This window comes from Subtercola boreus, assembly GCF_003399635.1.
Classification (GTDB): Bacteria; Actinomycetota; Actinomycetes; order Actinomycetales; family Microbacteriaceae; genus Subtercola; species Subtercola boreus_B.
Window position 1 is genome coordinate 63823 of sequence record NZ_NBXB01000018.1, and the last position, 22198, is coordinate 86020.

General features: G+C 66.4%; 22 protein-coding genes. 20 read left to right on the forward strand and 2 right to left on the reverse strand.

The features are described from left to right. Positions 1–10: 10 nt before the first annotated feature. Complete coding sequence (locus B7R22_RS06215; protein ID WP_116410911.1) at positions 11–1501, reverse strand: cryptochrome/photolyase family protein; 1491 nt, start codon at positions 1499–1501, stop codon at positions 11–13. 5 nt (positions 1502–1506) lie between these two features. Beyond that, positions 1507–1830, reverse strand: a complete 324-nt coding sequence (locus B7R22_RS06220; protein ID WP_116410912.1) for a DUF1844 domain-containing protein — start codon at positions 1828–1830, stop codon at positions 1507–1509. A gap of 287 nt (positions 1831–2117) precedes the next feature. Here B7R22_RS06220 and infC point away from each other — a divergent pair, with 287 nt between their 5' ends. The 20 genes from infC to tyrS all read left to right on the forward strand — a co-directional run bounded on the left by infC (position 2118) and on the right by tyrS (position 21785). Beyond that, positions 2118–2747, forward strand: a complete 630-nt coding sequence (infC, locus tag B7R22_RS06225) for a translation initiation factor IF-3 (RefSeq protein WP_116410939.1) — start codon at positions 2118–2120, stop codon at positions 2745–2747. Positions 2748–2774: 27 nt separating this feature from the next. Next, entirely contained in the window at positions 2775–2969 is a 195-nt protein-coding gene (rpmI, locus tag B7R22_RS06230) for a 50S ribosomal protein L35 (RefSeq protein ID WP_104243253.1), read from the forward strand. Positions 2970–2999: 30 nt separating this feature from the next. Further along, positions 3000–3389: a 50S ribosomal protein L20 gene (rplT, locus tag B7R22_RS06235; RefSeq protein ID WP_116282549.1), complete on the forward strand. Its 390-nt coding sequence runs from the start codon at positions 3000–3002 to the stop codon at positions 3387–3389. A gap of 31 nt (positions 3390–3420) precedes the next feature. Then, positions 3421–4221: a TrmH family RNA methyltransferase gene (locus B7R22_RS06240; protein WP_116410913.1), complete on the forward strand. Its 801-nt coding sequence runs from the start codon at positions 3421–3423 to the stop codon at positions 4219–4221. Positions 4222–4374: 153 nt separating this feature from the next. Then, positions 4375–5124: an amino acid ABC transporter ATP-binding protein gene (locus B7R22_RS06245; RefSeq protein WP_116410914.1), complete on the forward strand. Its 750-nt coding sequence runs from the start codon at positions 4375–4377 to the stop codon at positions 5122–5124. A 23-nt stretch (positions 5125–5147) separates the two neighbouring features. Beyond that, a complete protein-coding gene (locus B7R22_RS06250; RefSeq protein WP_116410915.1) occupies positions 5148–6056 on the forward strand; it encodes a glutamate ABC transporter substrate-binding protein in 909 nt (302 codons plus the stop codon). Between the two features lie 30 nt (positions 6057–6086). After that, a complete protein-coding gene (locus B7R22_RS06255) occupies positions 6087–6731 on the forward strand; it encodes an amino acid ABC transporter permease (RefSeq protein WP_116410916.1) in 645 nt (214 codons plus the stop codon). Next, positions 6728–7561: an amino acid ABC transporter permease gene (locus tag B7R22_RS06260; protein WP_116410917.1), complete on the forward strand. Its 834-nt coding sequence runs from the start codon at positions 6728–6730 to the stop codon at positions 7559–7561. Before B7R22_RS06255 ends, B7R22_RS06260 begins: the two co-directional genes overlap by 4 nt. Before the next feature lie 15 nt (positions 7562–7576). Beyond that, complete coding sequence (gene pheS / locus B7R22_RS06265) at positions 7577–8623, forward strand: phenylalanine--tRNA ligase subunit alpha (RefSeq protein WP_116410918.1); 1047 nt, start codon at positions 7577–7579, stop codon at positions 8621–8623. A gap of 2 nt (positions 8624–8625) precedes the next feature. After that, positions 8626–11166, forward strand: coding sequence for a phenylalanine--tRNA ligase subunit beta (gene pheT / locus B7R22_RS06270; RefSeq protein ID WP_116410919.1), 2541 nt, complete (start codon positions 8626–8628; stop codon positions 11164–11166). A 114-nt stretch (positions 11167–11280) separates the two neighbouring features. Beyond that, complete coding sequence (gene argC / locus B7R22_RS06275; RefSeq protein ID WP_116410920.1) at positions 11281–12327, forward strand: N-acetyl-gamma-glutamyl-phosphate reductase; 1047 nt, start codon at positions 11281–11283, stop codon at positions 12325–12327. Positions 12328–12433: 106 nt separating this feature from the next. Then, positions 12434–13591, forward strand: a complete 1158-nt coding sequence (gene argJ / locus B7R22_RS06280) for a bifunctional glutamate N-acetyltransferase/amino-acid acetyltransferase ArgJ (protein ID WP_116410940.1) — start codon at positions 12434–12436, stop codon at positions 13589–13591. Beyond that, the gene (gene argB / locus B7R22_RS06285) at positions 13591–14580 is read left to right on the forward strand and encodes an acetylglutamate kinase (RefSeq protein ID WP_116410921.1); all 990 of its coding nucleotides are present in this window, start codon (positions 13591–13593) and stop codon (positions 14578–14580) included. The genes argJ and argB overlap by 1 nt, the downstream gene beginning before the upstream one ends. After that, positions 14577–15848: an acetylornithine transaminase gene (locus tag B7R22_RS06290; protein WP_116410922.1), complete on the forward strand. Its 1272-nt coding sequence runs from the start codon at positions 14577–14579 to the stop codon at positions 15846–15848. The genes argB and B7R22_RS06290 overlap by 4 nt, the downstream gene beginning before the upstream one ends. Next, positions 15845–16768: an ornithine carbamoyltransferase gene (argF, locus tag B7R22_RS06295; protein WP_116410923.1), complete on the forward strand. Its 924-nt coding sequence runs from the start codon at positions 15845–15847 to the stop codon at positions 16766–16768. Before B7R22_RS06290 ends, argF begins: the two co-directional genes overlap by 4 nt. Before the next feature lie 76 nt (positions 16769–16844). Beyond that, a complete protein-coding gene (locus B7R22_RS06300; protein ID WP_116410924.1) occupies positions 16845–18059 on the forward strand; it encodes an argininosuccinate synthase in 1215 nt (404 codons plus the stop codon). Positions 18060–18063: 4 nt separating this feature from the next. After that, positions 18064–19554 (forward strand): argininosuccinate lyase, encoded by a 1491-nt coding sequence (gene argH / locus B7R22_RS06305; RefSeq protein WP_116410925.1) that lies wholly within the window; start codon positions 18064–18066, stop codon positions 19552–19554. Then, positions 19551–19781, forward strand: coding sequence for a hypothetical protein (locus B7R22_RS06310; protein ID WP_116410926.1), 231 nt, complete (start codon positions 19551–19553; stop codon positions 19779–19781). The genes argH and B7R22_RS06310 overlap by 4 nt, the downstream gene beginning before the upstream one ends. Positions 19782–19801: 20 nt before the next feature. After that, positions 19802–20458 (forward strand): DNA-3-methyladenine glycosylase, encoded by a 657-nt coding sequence (locus B7R22_RS06315; protein WP_116410927.1) that lies wholly within the window; start codon positions 19802–19804, stop codon positions 20456–20458. A 19-nt stretch (positions 20459–20477) separates the two neighbouring features. Next, positions 20478–21785: a tyrosine--tRNA ligase gene (tyrS, locus tag B7R22_RS06320; RefSeq protein ID WP_116410928.1), complete on the forward strand. Its 1308-nt coding sequence runs from the start codon at positions 20478–20480 to the stop codon at positions 21783–21785. The last annotated feature ends 413 nt before the right edge of the window (positions 21786–22198 follow it).

Genomic DNA, 22198 nt, shown 5'->3' on the forward strand with positions numbered 1-22198 from the left:
CGGTGCACCTCTACAGCCCCTCGCGCTCCCGCTCCTGCGACACAACCGCAGCACGGTCCGCCAAGCGCCGGAGCCCCGCGAGCGGCTGCTTCATGCGGAAGTTCGGCGCCAGCACCGGCTCCGTACGGTCGAGGAACGCCCAGTACCCGGCAGTGAACGGACACGCATCCGGACCCAACCGCACCCGCGGGTTGTACCGGCAGCCACCGCAGTAGTCGGTCATCGTGTTGATGTAGGCGCCGCCCGACGAATACGGCTTGGTGGCGACGATGCCCCCGTCCGCGTGCTGCGACATGCCGATCACATTGGCCGGCATCACCCAGGGCGTGCCGTCGACGAACATGTCCGTGAACCAGTCGTTGAGCGCGACGGGGTCGTAGCCGCGCTGGAGAGCCCAGTTGCCTATCACCATCAGCCGCTGGATGTGGTGCGCCCAGCCGTTCTGCTTCACGCCGTCGATGCTGTGGTGCAGGCAGTTCGCCGTGATCGCGTCGGCGTCGAGCTCGGTGAACTCGCGGGGGAGCGGCTGGTGGGCAGCGAGCGCGTTGTGCGAAGTGCGGTAGTCCTCCCCGAGGTGCCAGTAGAGGTGCCACACATAGTCGCGCCAGCCCATCACCTGTCGCACGAATCCCTCGACCGACGCCAGGGGTGCACGACCCTCCTCGTATTCGGCGGCCACCCGGGTGACGACGGCGAGCGGATCGAGCAGCCCGAGGTTGAGCGGGGCGCTCAACAGGGAGTGCGCCATGGTCCAGTCGCCGGTGAGGGTTGCGTCCTCGAAGGGTCCGAAGTCGTTCAGGCGGGTTTCGATGAAGCTGTCGAGAGCGAGGTTCGCCTCACGTTCGGTCACGGCGAAGCGACGGGGAGCATCCATACCGACCAGCCGCACCAGACCAGCCGACTGCCACCGGTCGAGATCTTCGCGTACGCCCGCGTCGATCTCGTCCTCCTCCGGCCACCACGGATCGGGCAGACCGAGCGTCACTGCACCCTTCGGCGGCCGCTCCCGATTCGAGACGTCGTAGTTCCACTGCCCGCCGGCCGGCGTCTCGCCCTCCATCAGGATGCCCGTGCGCTGCCGCACCGAACGGTAGAAGTCCTCGAGCAGCAGTCGTCTGCCGCCCCGGCTGCCAGCCCACAGCGCGAATTCGGTCTCACTCGTCACGAATCCGCGGCTGGGCAGGATGTGCGCACCGGCCCGTCTGACGTACCGGCGCGAACTGTACGACGTCGGATCGATCACCTCGAGGTCGTCGCGCCCCTCCACTACGTCGGCGTAGTGCTCCACCTGGTGGAACTCCACCCGGTCGCCGAGCTCGGCAGCGCGATGCCGGATGCCCGACAGGAGGAGGTGCGCCTTCGCCCTGTGCATCGGGCGGCGCGCGAAGACCGAGCGTGCCTCGACGAGGAGCATTCGCCCGCCGTCGTCGAAGAGCGAGCCGAGTTGGCCGGCGAAGATCCAGCGCGCGCGCTCAGAGCTGCTGTCGGTACCCGGGGTCATGCTCCCTAGTTAACGGGGCCGGTCAGCTTCTCGCCAGGGCCTTGACCGATGGGGTCGGGGAACACGGATGCCTCGCGGAACGCCAGCTGAAGGGAGCGCAGGCCGTCCCGCAGGGAACGGGCGTGCATGTCGCCGATCTCCGGCGCACCCGCCGTGACGAGCCCGGCGAGGGCGATGATCAGTTTGCGGGCCTCGTCGAGGTCGAGCTGGTTCTCTGGATCGTCGGCGAGGCCGACCTTCACCGCCGCAGCACTCATCAGGTGCACCGCGGTGGTCGTGATGACCTCCACGGCCTGTACGTCGGCGATGTCGCGCGCTTCGTCGCTCATGGGTATCCGTTCTTTGATTGTGGCCGAGTCTCTGCTAGACTTCTGGGCGGCTCTGGCACCACTAGGTGGCAGATCGAAAGTGGAGAATCTCCCACCCGCATGACCGATTAACAGGTTATCGGGTTGATTGCACTCCGCCGGCGTCGTGAGAACGATGCGGGTAGACAGGGTGTGGTGCGTTTGTGACAGGTGTATGTCCTGTTTTGCGTGGTGCAGTCCAGTTTCGCGTGCCCCCGGCTCATGCCGGACGCTCGGTCGACACCCATGCAGAATCGAAGGAGCAACGCATCAGCGATCCCCGTACAAACGACCGTATACGAGTACCCGAGGTTCGCCTCGTGGGTCCGGCCGGTGAGCAGGTTGGCGTCGTCAGTATCGACGTGGCCCTCAGACTCGCGCAAGAGGCAGACCTTGACCTGGTCGAGGTGGCCCCCAATTCCAAGCCACCCGTCGCCAAGATCATGGACTACGGGAAGTTCAAGTACGAAGCTGCGCAGAAGGCCAAAGAGGCCCGGCGCAACCAGGCGAACACGATCCTCAAAGAGGTCCGTTTCCGCCTGAAGATCGATGTGCACGACTACGAGACGAAGCGGAAGCGCGCTGAGGGCTTCCTCAAGGCCGGTGACAAGGTGAAAGCGATGATCCTGTTCCGTGGCCGTGAGCAGTCCCGCCCCGACCAGGGTGTGCGCCTCCTCCAGAGATTTGCCGAAGATGTTTCGGAGTTCGGTTCAGTCGAATCGAGCCCGACCATCGACGGTCGCAACATGGTCATGGTGGTCGGTCCTCTGAAGAACAAGTCAGAGGCCAAAGCCGAGGCCAACGCTCAACGCGCTGCAGCAAAACCGCCGCGCGAGGCGCCAGCTGAGGCACCCGCCGCAGCTGCGCCCGCCGCAGCAACGCCTGCCGCAGCCGAATAACTACCGAAAACCCACGAGGAGACAACCATGCCGAAGATGAAGACCCATTCCGGGGCCAAGAAGCGATTCAAGATCACCGGAAGCGGCAAGGTCATGAAGCAGCAGGCCGGAATGCGCCACAACCTGGAAGTGAAGTCGGGCCAGCGCAAGCGCCGCCTGAACACCGACCAGGTTCTTGCCCCGCAGGACGCCAAGGTCATCAAGAAGCTCCTCGGCCTCTAGATCACGACGACGAAAAAGGATTAGAAGAAGATGGCAAGAGTAAAGAGGGCGGTAAACGCCCACAAGAAGCGTCGCGTAATTTTGGAGCGTGCAGAGGGCTACCGCGGCCAGCGGTCGCGCCTCTACCGCAAGGCCAAGGAGCAGGTCACCCACTCCCTCGTCTACTCGTACCGTGACCGCCGTGCCCGCAAGGGTGACTTCCGTCGCCTCTGGATCCAGCGCATCAACGCCGCTGCACGCCTGAACGGCCTCACCTACAACCGCCTCATCCAGGGTCTGAACCTGGCCGGCATCGAGGTCGACCGTCGTATCCTCGCCGACCTCGCTGTCACCGAGCCGGCCACGTTCGCCGCACTCGTCGAGAGCGCCAAGGCGGCTCTGCCGGCCGACACGTCGGCGCCGAAGGTCGACGCTGCGTAGCACAACTGCATAAATCTGCTTGACTTGGCTCATGCTCGATAACCCGCGTTCGCCGCGTGTTCGGGCCGTCGCCAAACTTGCCAAGAAGGGAGCCCGGTCTGAGACCGGGCTCTTCCTCTTGGAGGGGCCGCAGGCGGTTTCCGAAGCGCTCCTCTTCAGCCCGCAACTCGTCGTGGAGCTCTACGCGACCCCCACGGCCCTCGAACGGTACACCGACATCGCCCAGACGGCTGTCGACGCCGGTGTCGACGTCGAGTTCGTCTCCGAACAGGTGCTCGAAGTCATGAGCGACACGGTGACACCGCAGGGGTTCATCGCCGTCTGTCACCAGTTCCCCACGGCCGTGAAGGACATCTTCGCCGCCGGGCCCCGGTTGATCGCCATCCTCGAAGAGGTGCGCGACCCGGGCAACGCCGGCACGATCATCCGCGCCGCAGACGCCGCCGGGGCCGACGCCGTGATCCTCACCGGCCGGTCTGTCGATCTCTACAACCCCAAGGTCGTCCGGTCGACGACCGGATCCCTCTTCCATCTCCCGGTTGCTGTCGAAGCGACTCTTGCAGACGTGAAGGCGCGTGCTGTCGAGGCTGGCCTGCAGATCCTCGCGGCAGACATCAAGGGAGACGACCTGCTCGACGTGCGGTCCTCCGGCCTGCTGAAAGCCCCGACGGCCTGGCTGTTCGGCAACGAGGCGCGTGGGCTCACGGATGACGACCTGAAGCTCGCGGATCGCGCCGTCTCGGTTCCGATCTATGGCCGGGCCGAGTCGATGAACCTCGCCACCGCAGCATCCGTCTGCCTCTACGAGAGCGCCTTCGCCCAGCACAGCTGACATCGCCGAGCAGAATCGGTTGGCAGACGCACGTTGTCTGTGTTGATTCTCAGGCAAATGTGAATCATGCTTCAGTCGTTTCCCATGTTACGGGTGGGTAACTATTGGCTCCCCGATTCGTGACTCCCGGAGGGGTGTGGTTGTCTGGGGGCCATGAACGCACCCGGAACACCGCTCGTTGTTCTCGACCATGTCAACAAGCACTACGGCGACCTGCACGTTCTGAACGACATCAACCTGACGATCAGGGCGGGCGAGGTCGTCGTCGTCATCGGGCCGAGTGGATCGGGTAAGTCGACCCTGTGCCGCGCGATCAACCGGCTCGAGACGATCGACGACGGAACCATCTCGATCGCCGGCGAGCCGCTGCCGAGCGAGGGTGCTGCCCTCGCGAAGCTGCGCGCGAATGTCGGCATGGTCTTCCAGTCCTTCAACCTCTTCGCCCACAAGACGATCCTGCAGAACGTGACCCTCGGACCGATCAGGGTCTCGAAGAAGTCCAAAGCGGAGGCCGAGACCCGAGCCCGGGAACTGCTGGAGCGAGTCGGAGTACAGAGCCAAGCCGACAAGATGCCCTCGCAGCTCTCCGGCGGCCAGCAGCAGCGGGTGGCCATCGCCCGCGCCCTCGCGATGCAGCCGAGCGTGATGCTCTTCGACGAGCCCACCTCCGCGCTCGACCCCGAGATGATCAATGAGGTGCTCGACGTGATGGCCGGCCTCGCGAAAGAGGGCATGACGATGATCGTCGTGACCCATGAGATGGGTTTCGCCCGCAGGGCCGCCGATCGTGTGGTCTTCATGGCAGACGGCCGCATCGTCGAAGACACCACGCCGGCCGAGTTCTTCGACCACCCGAAGAGCGAACGTGCCAAAGATTTCCTCTCCAAGATCCTGAGCCACTGACCACGTAAAGAGGAAGAAGACCCATGAAGCTCCGAAAGATCCTGATCGGTACGGCCGTAGCGGCCGTCGCCGTCGCCCTCACCGCCTGCGGCGCTCCCGGCAGCGCGACCAGTGGTGGCAGCACCTCCACCTCGGCCGCCGGTGCAGGCCCCTACGACCTCGCGGTCGCCGAGAGCCCGACTTTCGAGGCGGGCACGACCATGGCGAAGCTGGCCGAGGCCGGCACCATGAAGATCGGCACGAAGTTCGACCAGCCACTGTTCGGCCTGCGCGGCCTCGACGGCAAGCCGGTCGGCTTCGACGCCGCCATCGGCTCGCTGGTCGCCTCGAAGCTCGGGATCCCGTTCGACAAGATCGAATGGACAGAGACGGTCTCAGCGAACCGTGAGCCCTTCCTGCAGAGCGGCCAGGTCGACGCCGTCATCGCCACCTATACGATCAACGACAAGCGCAAGCAGGTCGTCGACTTCGCGGGCCCCTACTTCGTGGCCGGCCAGAGCATCCTGGTACTCGAGGGCAACACCGAGATCACCAAGCCCGAAGATCTGGCAGGCAAGGCGGTCTGTTCGGTCGAGGGATCGACCCCGGCGTCGAACATCGTCGAGAAGTACGGCGCGGTCCTCCAGCCGACCGACGTCTACAGCAAGTGCCTCGACCCGCTGAAGAACGGACAGGTCGTCGCGATGACCACCGACAACGTCATCCTGTCGGGCTTCGTCGACCAGAACCCGGGCGTCTTCAAGCTGGTCGGTGACACGTTCACCGCCGAGCCCTACGGAATCGGCCTCACCAAGGACGACACCGCCATGCGCACCTTTGTGAACGAGACGTTGCAGGCGGCGTACGACGACGGCACCTGGGCGCGGCTCTTCGAGCAGACGGCCGGCACCGTGATCCCCGTGCCGACACCGCCCACGATCGACCAGTACTGATCTGACCTCCGAGCTCTGAAGGGAGGCCCCGTGGTCATCTTCGACAATCTGCCGCTGTACCTCGAGGCCTTCCTGCAGACCCTCGCGCTGCTGCTGCTCACGACAGTCCTCGCGTTGCCGCTCGGCGCCGTGATCGCCGCCATGCGCATCTCGCCGATCGGGAGCCTCCGGGCCACCGCGACCGTCTACACCGAGATCCTCCGCAACACGCCGCTCGTTCTCGTCTTCATCTTCTGCTTCGTGGTGCTGCCGATCCTCGGCGTCATCCTGCCGTTCATGTTCTCGGCCGTGCTCGCCCTGACCCTCTACACCGCTCCGTTCTTCGCCGAAGCGATCCGCTCGGGCATCAACGGTGTGCCGGTGGGCCAGGCCGAAGCCGCCCGGAGCATCGGCATGACATTCGGCCAGACGGTCACTCTCGTGGTGCTGCCGCAGGCCATCCGGAGCGTCATTCCGCCGATCATCAACGTGATGATCGCCCTGACGAAGAACACCTCCATCGCGGGCGGCTTCTTCATCTTCGAACTCTTCAACTCCGGCCGGAGGCTCGTGAACGAGAACGGTGACCAGGTCATCCTGGCGCTGGTCGGCGTCGCTGCCTTCTACCTCCTCATCACGATTCCCCTCGGCCAGCTGGCGGACTTCCTCGAGCGACGGGTGGTGATCAGGCGATGACCAGTGTTCTGTATGACGTGCCCGGCCCCAAGGCTAAGGTGCGAGCACGGGTGATCTCGTGGATCACCGGCCTCATCGTGCTCGCGCTGCTGGCCTACACCGGCCTGACGCTCTGGCAGAAGGGCATGTGGGATCCGACCCGCTGGGACATCTTCAACGACCCATTGGTCTGGGCGGTGCTGCTCCGTGGGCTGGTCGTCGTGCTGCAGTCGGCGCTCGTCGCGACTGTGCTCGCCCTGCTGCTCGGTATGGTCTTCGCTCTGCTCCGGATGTCGTCGCACCGCGCCATCCGCATTCCGACGACGATCGTGCTCGAGTTCTTCCGCGGTATGCCCGTGCTCTTGATGATGCTGTTCATCCTGCTCGCCTTCCCCGGCGTGAGTGCGTTCTGGGCTGTGGTCAGTGCGCTCGCTGTCTACAACGGCGCGATCATCGGTGAGGCCCTGCGTTCGGGCGTGGTCGCTCTGCCGAAGGGGCAGCGTGAGGCCGGGCTCGCGATCGGGCTCCGGCCGCTTCAGGCCCGCCTGCTGATCGAGTTCCCGCAGGCTTTCCGCACCATGCTGCCGATCATCGTGGCGCAGATCGTGGTCCTGCTGAAGGACACGGCCCTCGGGTACATCGTCGGCCAGGTCGCGCTCATCCGTGAGGGAGAACTGCTCGCCGAGTTCGTCGGGCGCCAGCAGTACTTCTTCTCGATCTTCCTTGTCATGCTCGCCATGTACCTGGTGATCAACCTCACGATCTCGACGATCGCCCGGCAGTTGGCCAAGCGCCGCGGATTCACGGTCAGCAAAGTGGTCGCCGACGAATCGATGAGTGCGGCGACCTAGCTAAACTTGTGTCCCGTGTCTGATCCCGAAATCCCTGTCCTCTCCGAAGAGTCCGTGGCCGCGGCCGTCGAGGCTGCGCTCGCAGCCGTCGCGGCGGTCAGCGGCACCGCATCGTTCAAGGCGGCGCGATCCGCGCATGCGGGGGAGGCGTCTCCGCTGGCACGCCTGAACGGGCAGCTCCGCAGCCTGCCGAACGACCAGAAGGCGTCCGCCGGCAAGCTCGTCGGCCAGGCACGCGCGCGGGTCAACCAGGCGCTGGCCGCGAAGGAGGCCGACGTCGTCGCGCTCGAGAACGCGGCGCAGCTCGCCGCCGAAGCGCTCGACGTCACCGCGCTGCCCGTGAAGAAGCGCCTCGGTGCGCGCCATCCGCTCTCCCTCCTGCAGGAAAAGATCGGCGACATCTTCGTCGGAATGGGCTGGGAGATCGCAGAAGGCCCCGAGCTCGAGAACGAATGGTTCAACTTCGACGCGCTGAACTTCGACCCCGATCATCCGGCCCGCGCCATGCAGGACACGTTCTTCGTCGACCCCGTCTCGTCGCACCTGCTGCTCCGCACGCACACGTCGCCCGTGCAGATCCGCTCGCTGCTGAGCCGGGAACTGCCCGTCTACGTCATTGCGCCCGGTCGCACCTACCGCACCGACGAACTCGACGCGACGCACACCCCGGTGTTCAGCCAGGTTGAGGGCATCGCCGTCGACAAGGGCCTCACCATGGCACACCTCCGCGGCACCCTCGAGTTCTTCGCGCGCAAGATGTTCGGCGACGAGGCGAAGATTCGCCTGCGCCCCAACTACTTCCCGTTCACCGAGCCGAGCGCCGAGATGGACGTCTGGCAGCCGAACGCCAAGGGCGGGGCGCGCTGGGTGGAGTGGGGCGGCTGCGGCATGGTCAACCCGAACGTGCTGCTCTCCGCCGGGATCGACCCCGACGTCCACTCGGGCTTCGCGTTCGGCATCGGGATCGAGCGCACCCTCCAGTTCCGCAACAACCTGAACGACATGCGTGACATGGTCGAAGGCGACGTGCGGTTCAGCCAGCAGTTCGGAATGGTGGTTTAAGGATGAGAATTCCCCTCAGTTGGCTCGCCGAGTACGTCGACCTGCCCGCGGGCACCACCATCGACGAGGTGCACGCCGCGCTGGTGAGCGTCGGCCTCGAAGAGGAGGGCTCCCACCAGTTCGACATCGATGGCCCGGTGGTCGTCGGTGAGGTGCTCGACTTCACCGAGGAACCCCAGTCGAACGGCAAGACGATCCGTTGGTGCACCGTGCGTGTCGCGGCACCCGGTCAGGCCGCCGCCGATGGGGGAGCGGATGTTCGGGGAATCGTCTGCGGTGCCCACAACTTCTTCCCCGGGGACAAGGTCGTCGTGACCCTGCCCGGCGCCGTGCTGCCCGGCAACTTCGCGATCGCCGCCCGCAAGACCTACGGTCACGTGTCCGACGGCATGATCGCGTCGACCCGTGAGCTCGGGCTCGGTGAGGAGCACGACGGTATCCTCCGTCTCAGCAGCCTGGGCCTCGACCCTGCGGTCGGCACCGACGCGCTCGAACTGCTCGGTCTCACCGACGCGGCGGTCGAGGTGAACGTGACTCCGGATCGCGGCTACGCCTTCTCGATCCGCGGTATCGCCCGGGAGTACGCCCACGCCACGGGGGCGACATTCCGTGACCCGGCCTCGGTGCGGCCTGCGGGGGCGCCCGCCGAGGGCGTCGCGGTCACCGTCTCCGATGACGCACCGATCCGCGGCCGCGTCGGCGCGACAGTGTTCGTGACGCGAGTGGTTCGCGGTGTCGACCAGACCGCTCCGACCCCGGCGTGGATGATCGCGCGACTGAAGCTCGCGGGCATCCGCTCGATCTCCCTCGTCGTCGACATCACGAACTACGTGATGCTCGAGCTCGGCCAGCCTCTGCACGGCTACGATCTCGATCTGGTTCGTGGCGGCATCGTCGTGCGCCGGGCCGCCCCCGGCGAGACCCTCAAGACCCTCGACGGGCAGGTGCGCACGCTCGACCCCGAAGACCTGGTGATCGCCGACGACACCGGGGCCATCGGACTCGCGGGCGTGATGGGCGGATTCTCGACCGAGATCTCCGACGCGACATCCGCCGTGCTGATCGAGGCCGCGAACTTCGATCCGGTGACGGTCGCACGAACGGCTCGTCGGCACAAGCTGCCGAGCGAGGCCTCGAAGCGCTTCGAGCGCGGCGTCGACCCCGAGGTCGCCGTCGCTGCGGCCGCGCGGGCCGTGCAGCTGCTCGAGGAACTCGGCGGTGCGCGAGCGGACGGCACCGGATCCGGGTACCACGCGCATGACCAGCTCGCGCCGATCTTCCTGCCCGACCGCTACATCTCGGGTCTTGTCGGCGTGGAGTACACCGACGACGAGATCACCTCGTCGCTGATCGAGATCGGTGCCACTCTCGAGTACGCGCACGACGGACTGCTCGTGTCGCCGCCGTCGTGGCGCCCCGACCTCACCCACAAGTCGACGCTGGCCGAAGAGGTCGCGCGCATCGTGGGGTATTCGCGGATCCCGTCCGTGATCCCGACGGCCCCGCCCGGCCGGGGGCTCACCCGCGAGCAGCAGCTGCGTCGGCTCGCGGCCGAGACGCTCGCCGCGAGCGGGTCGACCGAGGTGCTCGCGTATCCGTTCATCTCGTCGGCCTCGAACCGCACGTTCGGGTCGGCGGACGACACCGTCGCACCGGCTGTGAAGCTCGCGAACCCACTCGATTCAGAGGCGCCCCTGCTCCGCACGACACTGCTGCCCGGTCTCATCGACATCGCCCGGCGCAATCTGTCGCGCGGTCTCACCGACCTCTCGGTCTACGAGATCGGTGCCGTCTTCCTGCCCGTCGCAGGTGCCGACTACGGGGTCGTCGAGGTGCCGTCGGGCGCGTCCCTGCCGGCCGCTCCGGTTCTGGATGACCTGAACGCGAGTATTCCGCCGCAGCCGTGGCATGTCGGGCTGCTCTTCCTCGGCAATGCGGTCGAGAAGCAGCCCGGGCAGCCGGCGGTTCCATTCGGCATCGCCGATGTGCTCGACACCGTGAGGCTGCTCGCGACGGCGCTCGACGTGCCGGTGACGGTGCGCCAGGGATCGCACTCTGCGCTGCACCCGGGGCGCACCGCAGAGATCGTGGTGCCGGTCGGCGCGGGTGCCGATGTGGTGAGCGTCGGGTACGTCGGTGAGCTGCTGCCCGCGCTCGCCGCGGAGCTTGACCTGCCGCGAGTGGTCGGGGTGGCGGAACTCGATCTGTCGTCACTGATGGAACTCGCAGCGCGGAGTGTGCAGGCGTCCCCCCTCGCCGGTTACCCGGCCGCGACGCAGGACGTTTCGTTGGTCGTCGCCGAGTCGGTGGCTGCGGGGGACGTTCTCGACGCTGTGTCCTCGGGGGCCGGGGAACTGCTCGAGGGCATCCACCTGGTCGACGACTACCGCGGCAACGGGATCGACGGTGGTTCGAAGTCGCTCACGTTCGCACTGCGTTTCCGAGCGAGCGACCGCACGTTGACCGCTGCTGAGGCGAGTGAGGCGCGGATCGCGGGTGCTGCCGAGGCATCCCGGCGGTTCGGGGCCATCGTCCGAGAGTGAGTGACGGATCCGCGTCCTGCCTTCCTGTCCTCCACAGGGCGCGGATCTTGTAGCTTGTCCACAGAGTCGCCACGGGCGTCAGGGCGACTTCTGAGCAAGGACTACATTTGACGTATGTCTTTTTCGGTGGCGGTAGCAGGAGCAAGCGGTTATGCAGGCGGCGAACTGCTGCGCCTGCTGGCGGGCCACCCGGAGTTCGAGGTGCGAACCGTCACGGCCAACAACAACGCCGGGCAGCCGCTTCTCGCTGTGCATCCGCACCTGCGGTCCTACGCCGGCCTGGTGCTCAGCCCCACCACCACCGAGGCTCTGACGGGACACGACATCGTGTTCCTCGCCCTCCCGCACGGCAGATCCGGAGCCCTCACCGAGACGCTCGACGAGAACACTCTCGTCATCGACTGCGGCGCAGACCACCGACTGACCGACGAGGCCGACTGGGCGAGGTTCTACGGCGGCGAGTTCTTCGGGGCGTGGCCGTACGGCCTGCCTGAGCTCCTCATCGCTGACCACCAGCAGCAGCGGTCGAAGCTGGCCGGCGTGAAACGCATCGCCGTGCCGGGCTGCAACGTCACCGCGATCAGCCTGGCTCTCGCGCCGGGCCTCCGCGCCGGTGTCATCCAGCCCGTCGACCTCGTCGCGGTGCTGGCCGTCGGCCCCTCGGGCGCCGGCAAGAGTCTTCGCACGAACCTCCTGGCGAGCGAGGTGCTCGGATCGGCGAGTGCCTACGGCATCGCGGGCGCCCACCGGCACAACCCGGAGATCGTGCAGAACCTCAGCCTCTCCGCGGGAACCCGTGTGAGCGTGTCGTTCACTCCCGTGCTCATCCCGAGTGCGCGGGGTATCCTCGCCACGTCGACCGCGAGGCTCGCTGCGGGTATCAGCGCGCACGACGTGAGGTCCGCCTGGGTCAACGCCTACGCCGACGAGCCGTTCGTGCATGTGTTGCCGGAGGGCCAGTTCCCCTCCCTCTCCGACGTGGTCGGGGCGAACACCGCCCTCATGGGAGTCGCCGTCGACGAGGCTGCCGACCGGGTGGTCACCGTCACCGCGATCGACAATCTCGTGAAGGGCACGGCTGGTGCCGCCATCCAGTCCGCGAACATCGCCCTCGGCCTTCCCGAGACGCTCGGCCTGCCGATCGACGGGCTCGCTCCGTGAGCCTCGGCCCCGCAACGCCTCCGTCTCCGTCATCCCTCTCGCCATCCGCAGCGCCATCTTCATCGACGTCGTCACCACTCGCCGACAGAACAACAGGAGCGCACTCGTGAGCGTCACCGCACCCGCCGGATTCGAAGCGGCCGGAATCGCTCGGGGCCTGAAGTCCTCCGGGGGCCTCGACCTCGCGTTGGTGGTGAATCGGGGCCCGAGCACTGCTGCCGCCGCTGTCTTCACCTCGAACCGCTGCAAGGCGAACCCGGTGCTCTGGAGCGAGAAGGTCATCGAAGACGGGCGCGTGGCCGCGGTCATCCTGAACTCAGGCGGGGCGAACTGCTACACCGGAGCGTTCGGCTTCCAGACCACGCACGCCACGGCCGAGGCGGTCGCCCAATCGCTCGGTGTGTCTGCTGGTGACGTCATCGTGTGTTCGACGGGGCTCATCGGCACCGGTGACCAGGTCTTCCGCGACCGGGTGGTCGGCGGTGTTCCTGCTGTCAGCGCAGCACTCTCGCCCACGGGCGGAACCGATGCGGCTCTCGCCATCATGACCACCGACACCCGGTCGAAGGAGGCCGTGTTCAACGGCCCCGGCTACTCGATCGGCGGAATGGCGAAGGGTGCAGGGATGCTCGCGCCCGGGCTCGCCACCATGCTCGTCGTCATCACCACAGATGCCGACCTGCCGGCCGCGTCGCTCGACCGCGCTCTTCGTGCGGCCACCCGGGTGACGTTCGACAGGGTCGACTCCGACGGCTGCATGTCGACGAACGACACCGTGACACTGCTGGCGAGCGGGGCATCCGGGACCGTACCAGACCTCGCCGACTTCACCGCGGGCCTGACCGCCGTCTGCCACGACCTCGCTCTCCTGCTTCAGGGAGACGCCGAGGGCGCGAGCCACGACATCACGATCACCACCACGAACGCGGCCACCGAAGACGAGGCCGTCACCGTGTCGCGCGCCGTCTCCCGAAGCAACCTCTTCAAGGCGGCGATCTTCGGCAACGACCCGAACTGGGGCCGCGTGCTCGCCGCCGTCGGCACGACCGACGCGGAGTTCAACCCGTACAACATCGACGTGACCATCAACGGCGTCAAGATCTGCAAGGCGGGCGAGCCGTTCGAGGACCGCGACCTCATCGACCTGTCCCCGCGGGCCGTCAGCGTGCTGATCGATCTGCACGTGGGCGAGGAGACCGCATCGATCTTCACCAACGACCTCACCCACGACTACGTGCACGAGAACAGCGCGTACGCGAGCTGATGGCAGACATGACCCTGGCCGAAGACCACGACCTCGCCGCCGTGAAGGCCGCGACCCTCATCGAATCCCTGCCATGGCTGAAGTCGTTTCGCGACCGGATCATGGTGATCAAATTCGGCGGCAACGCCATGGTCGATCCCGAGCTGCAGCGCACCTTCGCTGAAGACATCGTCTACCTGCGCTACGCGGGCATCCGCCCCGTCGTCGTGCACGGTGGAGGGCCGCAGATCTCCCGGATGCTCGACCGGCTCGGTATCGAGAGCGAGTTCCGGGGCGGCTACCGGGTCACCAGCCCCGAGGCCATGGATGTCGTGCGCATGGTGCTCACCGGCCAGATCAGCCGCGGCATCGTGAGCCACATCAATGAGCACGGGCCGCTCGCCTCCGCCATGTCGGGTGAAGACGCCGGACTGTTCGAGGGGCAACGCCGCACGATCGAGGTCGATGGCGAGCGAGTCGACCTCGGGATGGTGGGCGACGTGGTCGGCGTCAATGCCGAGACGGTGCTCGAGCAGCTCGCCGCCGGCCGGATCCCGGTCATCTCCTCGATCGCGCCCGACCGCGACGAACCCGGGTCGGTGCTGAACATCAATGCCGACGCGGCTGCCGCGGCGCTCGCTGTCGCCCTGGGAGCCGCCAAGCTCGTCATCCTCACCGACGTCGCGGGTCTGTACTCGGATTGGCCGAACAGGGACTCCCTGGTCTCCGTCATCGAGGCCGAGTCCTTGCGGACGCTGCTTCCGTCGTTGGAATCCGGCATGATCCCCAAGATGGCCGCGTGCCTTGAAGCGGTCGACGGCGGCGTGCAGAAGGCGGCGATCATCGACGGGCGCATCCCGCACTCGATCCTGCTCGAGGTCTTCACCCAGAGCGGGATCGGCACCGAGGTCGTGCGCACCGAGGTCGCGCGCGCCGACTCCGCGCCCGCCGAGCCCGAACACACCGAGCCCGCACACACCGAATCCGAAGAGGAGAACCAGAGCCTGTGAGCATCGAAACTACCACCACCTGGGTCGACACCTTCAATGAGTCGCTCATGCGAACCATGGGCCAGCCGCTTGCGCTCCTGACGCACGGGCGCGGCGCCTTCGTCTGGGATGAGAACGAGAAGGAGTACCTCGACTTCCTCGCCGGCATCGCTGTCAACTCGCTCGGCCACGCCCACCCCGTGCTCGTCGAAGCGCTGACGCGCCAGGTGGGCACCCTTGCACACGTGTCGAACTACTTCTCCACGCGGCCCCAGCTCGAGCTGGCCGAACGGCTGAAGCGGCTCACCGGAGCCGGCCCCGCCGGTCGCGTCTACTTCTGCAATTCCGGGGCCGAGGCCAATGAAGCCGCCTTCAAGCTCGCCCGGTTGAACAGTTCAGGGCCGCGTACGAAGATCGTGGCACTGAAGAACTCCTTCCACGGGCGCACCATGGGTGCCCTGGCGCTCACGGGCAAGCCTGACATGCGCGCCCCGTTCGAGCCGATGCCCGCCGGCGTCGTTCACATCGACTCCACGATCGAGGCATTGGAGGCGACGATCGACGGCACTGTCGCGGCGCTCTTCCTCGAGCCGATCAAGGGGGAGGCGGGTGTCATCGATCTTCCGGCCGGCTACCTCGCCCGCGCCCGCGAACTCACCGAGCAGCACGGGGTGCTCCTGATCCTCGACGAGATCCAGACCGGCGTGGGTCGTACGGGCCGCTGGTTCAACTACGAATACGCCGGAATCCTGCCCGACGCCGTCACGATCGCCAAGGGCATGGCCGGCGGAGTGCCGATCGGTTCGCTCGTCACGTTCGGTTGGGCATCCGACCTCTTCCAGCGCGGGATGCACGGCAGCACCTTCGGCGGCAACCCCCTCGCAACGGCTGCGGCCAACGCGGTGCTCGGCGAGATCGAGGATCGTGACCTCGTCGGCAACGCGGAACGCCGGGGCGCCCAGTTGAAGGAGCGCATCGCTGCCCTCAACTCACCCCTGGTCTCCGACATCCGTGGCCAGGGCCTGTTGATCGGTCTCGGATTGTCTGAGCCGATCGCGCTGAAGCTCGCCGCAGCGGCGATGGATGCCGGACTCATCATCAACGCGGCCAACGAGTCGAGCATCCGCATGGCGCCGCCACTGATCATCCGCGACCTCGAAGTCGACGCGTTCATCACCCGCTTCACCGCCGCACTCGCCGCAGTCGGTTACCCGGCCGCGCCGGCACCCGCCCTGGTCGTCCCCGCTACGACCCCCACCACGCCCACCGACGCAGAAAGCGCCTCATGACCCGCCACTTCCTCCGTGACGACGACCTCACCACCGCTGAGCAGGCCGAGATCCTCGATCTCGCCGCGGAACTGAAACGCGACCGATTCTCGGTGCGCCCGCTGGCCGGCCCGCAGACCGTCGCCGTGATCTTCGACAAGTCGTCGACGCGCACGCGGGTCTCCTTCGCCGTCGGAATCGCCGATCTCGGGGGCAGCCCGCTCATCATCAGCACGGCGAACAGCCAGCTGAGTGGCAAGGAGACGGCCTCCGACACCGCACGGGTTCTCGAGCGCCAGGTCGCAGCAATCGTCTGGCGCACCTACGCCCAGGCCGGTCTCGAAGAGATGGCCCTCGGCACAACCGTGCCCGTCGTGAACGCGCTCAGCGACGAGTTCCACCCCTGCCAGCTCCTCGCCGACCTGCTCACGATCCGTGAGCACCGGGGCGAACTGGCCGGGCTCACCGTCACCTTCCTCGGCGACGGAGCGAGCAACATGGGCCAGTCCTACCTGCTGGCCTGCGCTACCGCGGGAATGCACGTGCGGATTGCGGCGCCCGCGGAGTACGCGCCCGATGCCCAGGTGGTTCTGGATGCCCAGGCCATCGCGAGCCGCACCGGAGGATCCGCGACGGTCTTCACCGATCCCGTCGGAGCGGTGTCGGGAGTCGACATCGTCGTCACCGACACCTGGGTGTCGATGGGCAAAGAAGATGAGAAGGCCGCCCGGGTGAAGACCTTCGGCGGCTACCAGGTCGACAGCGAGCTGATGGCCCATGCCAAGAGCGACGCACTCTTCCTGCACTGTCTGCCTGCCGACCGCGGCTACGAAGTGAGCACCGACGTGATAGACGGCCCGCAGAGCGTCATCTGGGATGAGGCGGAGAACCGCCTGCATGCCCAGAAGGCCCTGCTCGTCTGGCTGCTGCGCCAGCCGTAGCAGCCACGCACTACCGCGCGGGTCGGGAGGCCCCGCACTCTAAGCTTGAAGTTCAGAACACCATAAGGGAGTAAAAGTGGCGGAACGTGTTGTGCTCGCATACTCGGGGGGTCTCGACACCTCGGTAGGCATCGGTTGGCTGAAGGACGCCACCGGTAAAGATGTCGTCGCTCTGGCGGTCGATGTCGGCCAGGAGGGCGAGGACATGGAGGTCATCCGTCAGCGCGCACTCGACTGCGGCGCGGTCGAGGCCGTTGTCATCGATGCCCGCGACGAGTTCGCGAACGACTATCTCATGCCCGCCCTGAAGGCCAACGCCCTGTACCAGAAGCGGTACCCGCTGGTCAGTGCGCTCAGTCGCCCCCTCATCGCCAAGCACCTCGCCTCGACCGCGATCGCGCTCGGCGCAGACAGCGTCGCGCACGGATGCACGGGCAAGGGCAATGACCAGGTTCGCTTCGAGGCAGCCGTCGCGGCCCTTGCGCCCGACCTCATCTCGCTGGCGCCAGTGCGCGACTTCGCCCTCACCCGCGACAAGGCGATCATCTATGCGGCAGAGCACAACCTGCCCATCGTGCAGTCGAAGAAGAGCCCGTACTCCATCGACCAGAACGTGTGGGGCCGCGCTGTCGAGACCGGCTTCCTCGAAGACCCGTGGAACGCGCCGATCGAAGACCTGTACACCTACTCCGAAGACCCGGCAATCGCACGTCCGGCCACCGAAGTCACGATCACGTTCACCGAGGGCATCCCGACGGCGATCGACGGCAAGCCCGTCACCCCGCTCGAGGCCGTCGTGCAGCTGAACAGGCTCGCCGGCGCCCAGGGTGTCGGCCGCATCGACATCGTCGAGGATCGCCTCGTCGGCATCAAGAGCCGTGAGGTCTACGAGTCTCCTGCCGGTCTCACCCTCATCGCCGCCCACGAGGAGCTGGAGAACCTGACCATCGAGCGCGACCTCGCGCGCTACAAGCGCGGTGTGGAGTCGAAGTGGTCGGAGCTCGTCTACGACGGGCTCTGGTTCTCGGGCCTCAAGCGTTCGCTCGACGTCTTCATCGACGACACGCAGCGCTACGTCTCCGGCGAGGTGCGCCTCGAACTGCACGCGGGCAAGGCGACCGTCACCGGGCGGAGGAGCGAGCAGAGCCTCTACGACTTCGATCTCGCCACCTACGACACGGGCGACACCTTCGACCAGTCGCAGGCAAAGGGCTTCATTGAGATCTGGTCGCTCCCGTCGAAGATCTCGGCTCGCCGCGACCACGCCGCGGGCGGATCGATCGAAGCGTAGTTTCGTGGCCGACAATCGAGCGAGCGAAGCGGGCGCCCTCTGGGGTGGCCGCTTCGCCAGCGGACCCTCTCCCGAACTCCTGGCCCTGAGCAAGTCGACCCAGTTCGACTGGCAGCTGTGGCCGTACGACATCGCGGGCTCCAGGGCCCACGCGAAGGCGCTGGCTGAGGCCGGCTACCTCACGACTGAGGAGCTCGTCGCCATGTCAGGCGGGTTCGACCGGTTGCGCGACGCGATCGAGTCGGGCGAGTTCGCGGCTGCCGAGTCCGACGAAGACGTGCATTCGGCCCTCGAGCGGGGACTGATCGTCTACGCGGGAGCAGAACTCGGCGGCAGGCTCCGGGCGGGCCGGAGTCGCAACGACCAGATCGCGACTCTCGTGCGGCTCTACCTGCTCGACCACGGTCGCTCGATCGGCCACCTCGTCATCCAGCTCATTGACGCGATCGCGTCCCAGGCCGCGGCCCACCCGAATGCGCCGATGCCGGGACGCACGCACCTCCAGCACGCTCAGCCGGTGCTGCTGTCACACCACCTCCTCGCGCATGCCTGGCCTCTGGTGCGAGACCTCGAACGGCTCCGCGACTGGAGTGTCCGGGCATCCGAGTCGCCCTATGGCGCCGGGGCGCTCGCCGGCAGTTCGCTCGGACTCGACCCCTCGCTCGTCGCGCGGGAGCTCGGACTCACCGGTGGCCCCATGCCGAACTCGATCGATGCGACGGCGAGTCGCGATGTGGTCGCTGAGTTCGCCTTCGTCACCAGCATGATCGGCATCAACCTCTCGCGCTTCGCCGAGGAGATCATCGTCTGGGCGACCCGCGAGTTCGGTTTCGTGAAGTTGCACGACAGCTACTCCACCGGCTCGTCGATCATGCCGCAGAAGAAGAACCCCGACATCGCCGAACTGGCGCGCGGCAAGTCCGGCCGACTCATCGGTAACCTCACCGGGTTACTCGCCACCCTCAAGGGCCTCCCGCTCGCCTACAACCGCGACATCCAGGAGGACAAAGAACCCGTCTTCGACACAGTCGAACAACTCGAGGTCCTGCTTCCGGCCTTTACGGGCATGGTGGCCTCCCTGACGTTCCACACCGATCGCCTCGCCGAACTGGCGCCGCAGGGTTTCTCACTTGCGACCGACGTTGCCGAATGGCTGGTCAAGCAGGGTGTCGCCTTCCGTGATGCGCACGAGATCAGCGGCGACCTGGTGAGGTTCTGTGAAGCGAACGGGCTGGAACTGCACGAGCCGACAGATGAGCAGCTTCTCGGCGTCTCCCCGCATCTCTCACCGGATGTGCGCACCGTCGTCACCGTCGAAGGCTCGATTGCGAGCCGCACCGGAGCCGGCGGGACGGCCGGAGTACGCGTGGCCGAGCAGCTCAGCCACCTCACCGAGCGGGTGCGCGCGCTCCGCGACGTGATCTCGGGAACACCGGACGACGGTGAGGCCACCCTGGCCGAGCCTCTGATCTACCACCCCAAGGGAACAGTGTGACGCTCGACAACGATGACCGCGCCAAGCGCCGAAAGTCCACCTCCAACGAGTCGTATCCTCCGCTCCCCGAGGGCGACCAGGACATCCGCAACCACCCGCTCTACAAGACGCCATGGTGGCGGAAGACCCTCAAGCCCTACGTCTTCTGGATCATCATCGCCGTCGCGGCGGCAATCGTGGTCACCGCTGTGATCCTGTCGCTGTCGCTCGGCATCGCGCTCTTCTGACACTCCCGTCCGACTCGACCATGGGCCACACTGCGACGCTGCCGGGAGAACCTCTCCGTGGCTCGGACCGAACGCGTTTCTCACGGCCGGCGGTCGAGATCGCACCTCAGCTGCTCGGCGGCATCCTGAGCCGCACCGCACCGGAGGGCCGCGTGTCGCTCCGCATCACCGAGGTGGAGGCCTACCTCGGTGTGGGGGAGGATCCCGGATCGCACTCCTTCCGGGGCAGGACCGCCTCGAACTCGGCCATGTTCGGCGAACCCCTGCACCTGTACACGTACTTCACCTACGGGATGCACACCTGTGCCAACATCGTCTGTTCGCCGGAGGGGTCGGCGAGCGGTGTGCTCATCCGTGCCGGCGAAATCGTCGAAGGCGCCGAGCTCGCAGGGCGCCGCCGCGGAGCATCCGTGAAACCGCGCGATCTCGCTCGCGGCCCGGCCCGACTGGTGATCGCTCTCGGCATCCCGCTCGCCGACGGAGGCGCCGATCTCACCGCGTCGCCCTATGAGCTTCGGATGCCCGTGCATCCGGTCGCCGTCGAGACCGGCCCGCGCACGGGTCTCGGCGGTCCCGGCGGAACACTTGCGTATCCGTGGCGCTTCTGGATCCCGGGCGACCCGACCGTCTCGCCGTACAAGCGTCACCCCAAGTTGCCCGCCGTCGATCTGCCCTGACGGAGGTACTCTGGAGGGCGTGTCTTCCCCTGTGCCTGTAGCGCTCTCCGACCAGAACAACGATCCGACTTTCGACTCCGTGTGGGACGAACTGACGTGGCGGGGCCTGGTGCACGTCTCGACGGATGAGTCCGAGCTGCGGGACCTCCTGGCAGGAGACCCGATCACCTTCTACTGCGGGTTCGATCCGACCGCTCCGAGCCTGCACCTCGGCAACCTCGTGCAGCTGTTGCTGATGCGTCGACTCCAGCTCGCCGGGCATCACCCGCTCGCGCTGGTGGGTGGCTCGACCGGCCTGATCGGTGATCCCCGGCCCACCGCCGAGCGAACGCTGACCGCGCGCGAGACCGTGGCCGAATGGGTCGGGTACCTGCAGGCGCAGATCTCCCGGTTCCTGAGTTTCGAGGGTGACAACCAGGCGCGACTGGTCAATAACCTCGACTGGACAGCGCCGCTCAGCGCCATCGACTTTCTCCGCGACATCGGCAAGTACTTCCGGGTCGGGACGATGCTGAAGAAAGACGCGGTGAGCGCGCGGCTGAATTCCGATGCGGGCATCAGCTACACCGAGTTCAGCTACCAGATCCTGCAGGGGCTCGACTACCTCGAGCTCTACCGCACCCACGGGTGTGTGCTCCAGACCGGGGGGAGCGACCAGTGGGGCAACCTCACGAGTGGCACCGACCTGATCCGGCGGGCGGAACAGACCTCCGTGCATGCGATCGGAACCCCTCTGATCACCAACTCCGACGGCACGAAGTTCGGTAAGAGCGAGGGGAACGCTGTTTGGTTGGATGACCGGCTCACGTCGCCCTACGCCTTCTACCAGTTCTGGCTGAACACCGACGACGCCGATGTCATCGATCGCCTCAAGATCTTCACGTTCCTCAGTCGTGCCGAGCTCGATCGGCTTGCCGCCCGGGTGGCTGACGAACCATTCCGGCGGGAGGCGCAGCGGACGCTCGCCCAGGAGGTCACCTCGTTGGTGCACGGCGCTGCCGCAACGGATGCCGCTGTCGCGGCCGCGGCTGCACTGTTCGGTAACGGGGATCTCGCGGATCTCGACGAGAGCACGCTCCGCCAGGCTCTGGGGGAGTTGACGACGGTGACGCTCTCCGGAGAAACCCCTGTGCTCCAGGCGCTCGTCGAGAGTGGACTCTGTTCATCGGTCGGTGAAGCTCGCCGCGCGCTGGCTCAGGGCGGGGTCTACGCCAACAATGCCAAGGTGACGGACGATTCCCGAACGGTGGAATCCCTCGCGCTGGCTGGCGGGATCGTTGTGCTCCGCCGCGGAAAGAAGACGGCGGCAGGCGTTCTGATCGGCTAGTTCCGCGTGATTCCGGGGCGACACGCCCGGGCTGCGCGGTCCATTTGCCAGACGGGAAACATGCCCGTAATGTTCTTTCTTGTCACCCCAAAGGTTCGGAAAGCGGAAGAGCTTACCGGCCTCAAGCGGGGCCATCCCCAGCAGTGAAAACCTCGAAGTGAAGCGGATTCGTCCGGTTCGGTTCTTGAGTTTGGGCACCGCTGGTCGGATGTAGATATATAGTAGTCGAGTTGCCTGTTCGGGCCTCTGTCGCAAGACAGACCAGTCGGAACGGAGCGTCCGATCCTTGAGAACTCAACAGCGTGCACATTGTCAAATGCCAAATCCCCGTGGCACTTTTTGGGTGTCCGGGTTCCTTTGGGAAATTGAAATTAGTAGGCCCTTCTTTGGGAGGGTTTACGGACAAGCAAGTC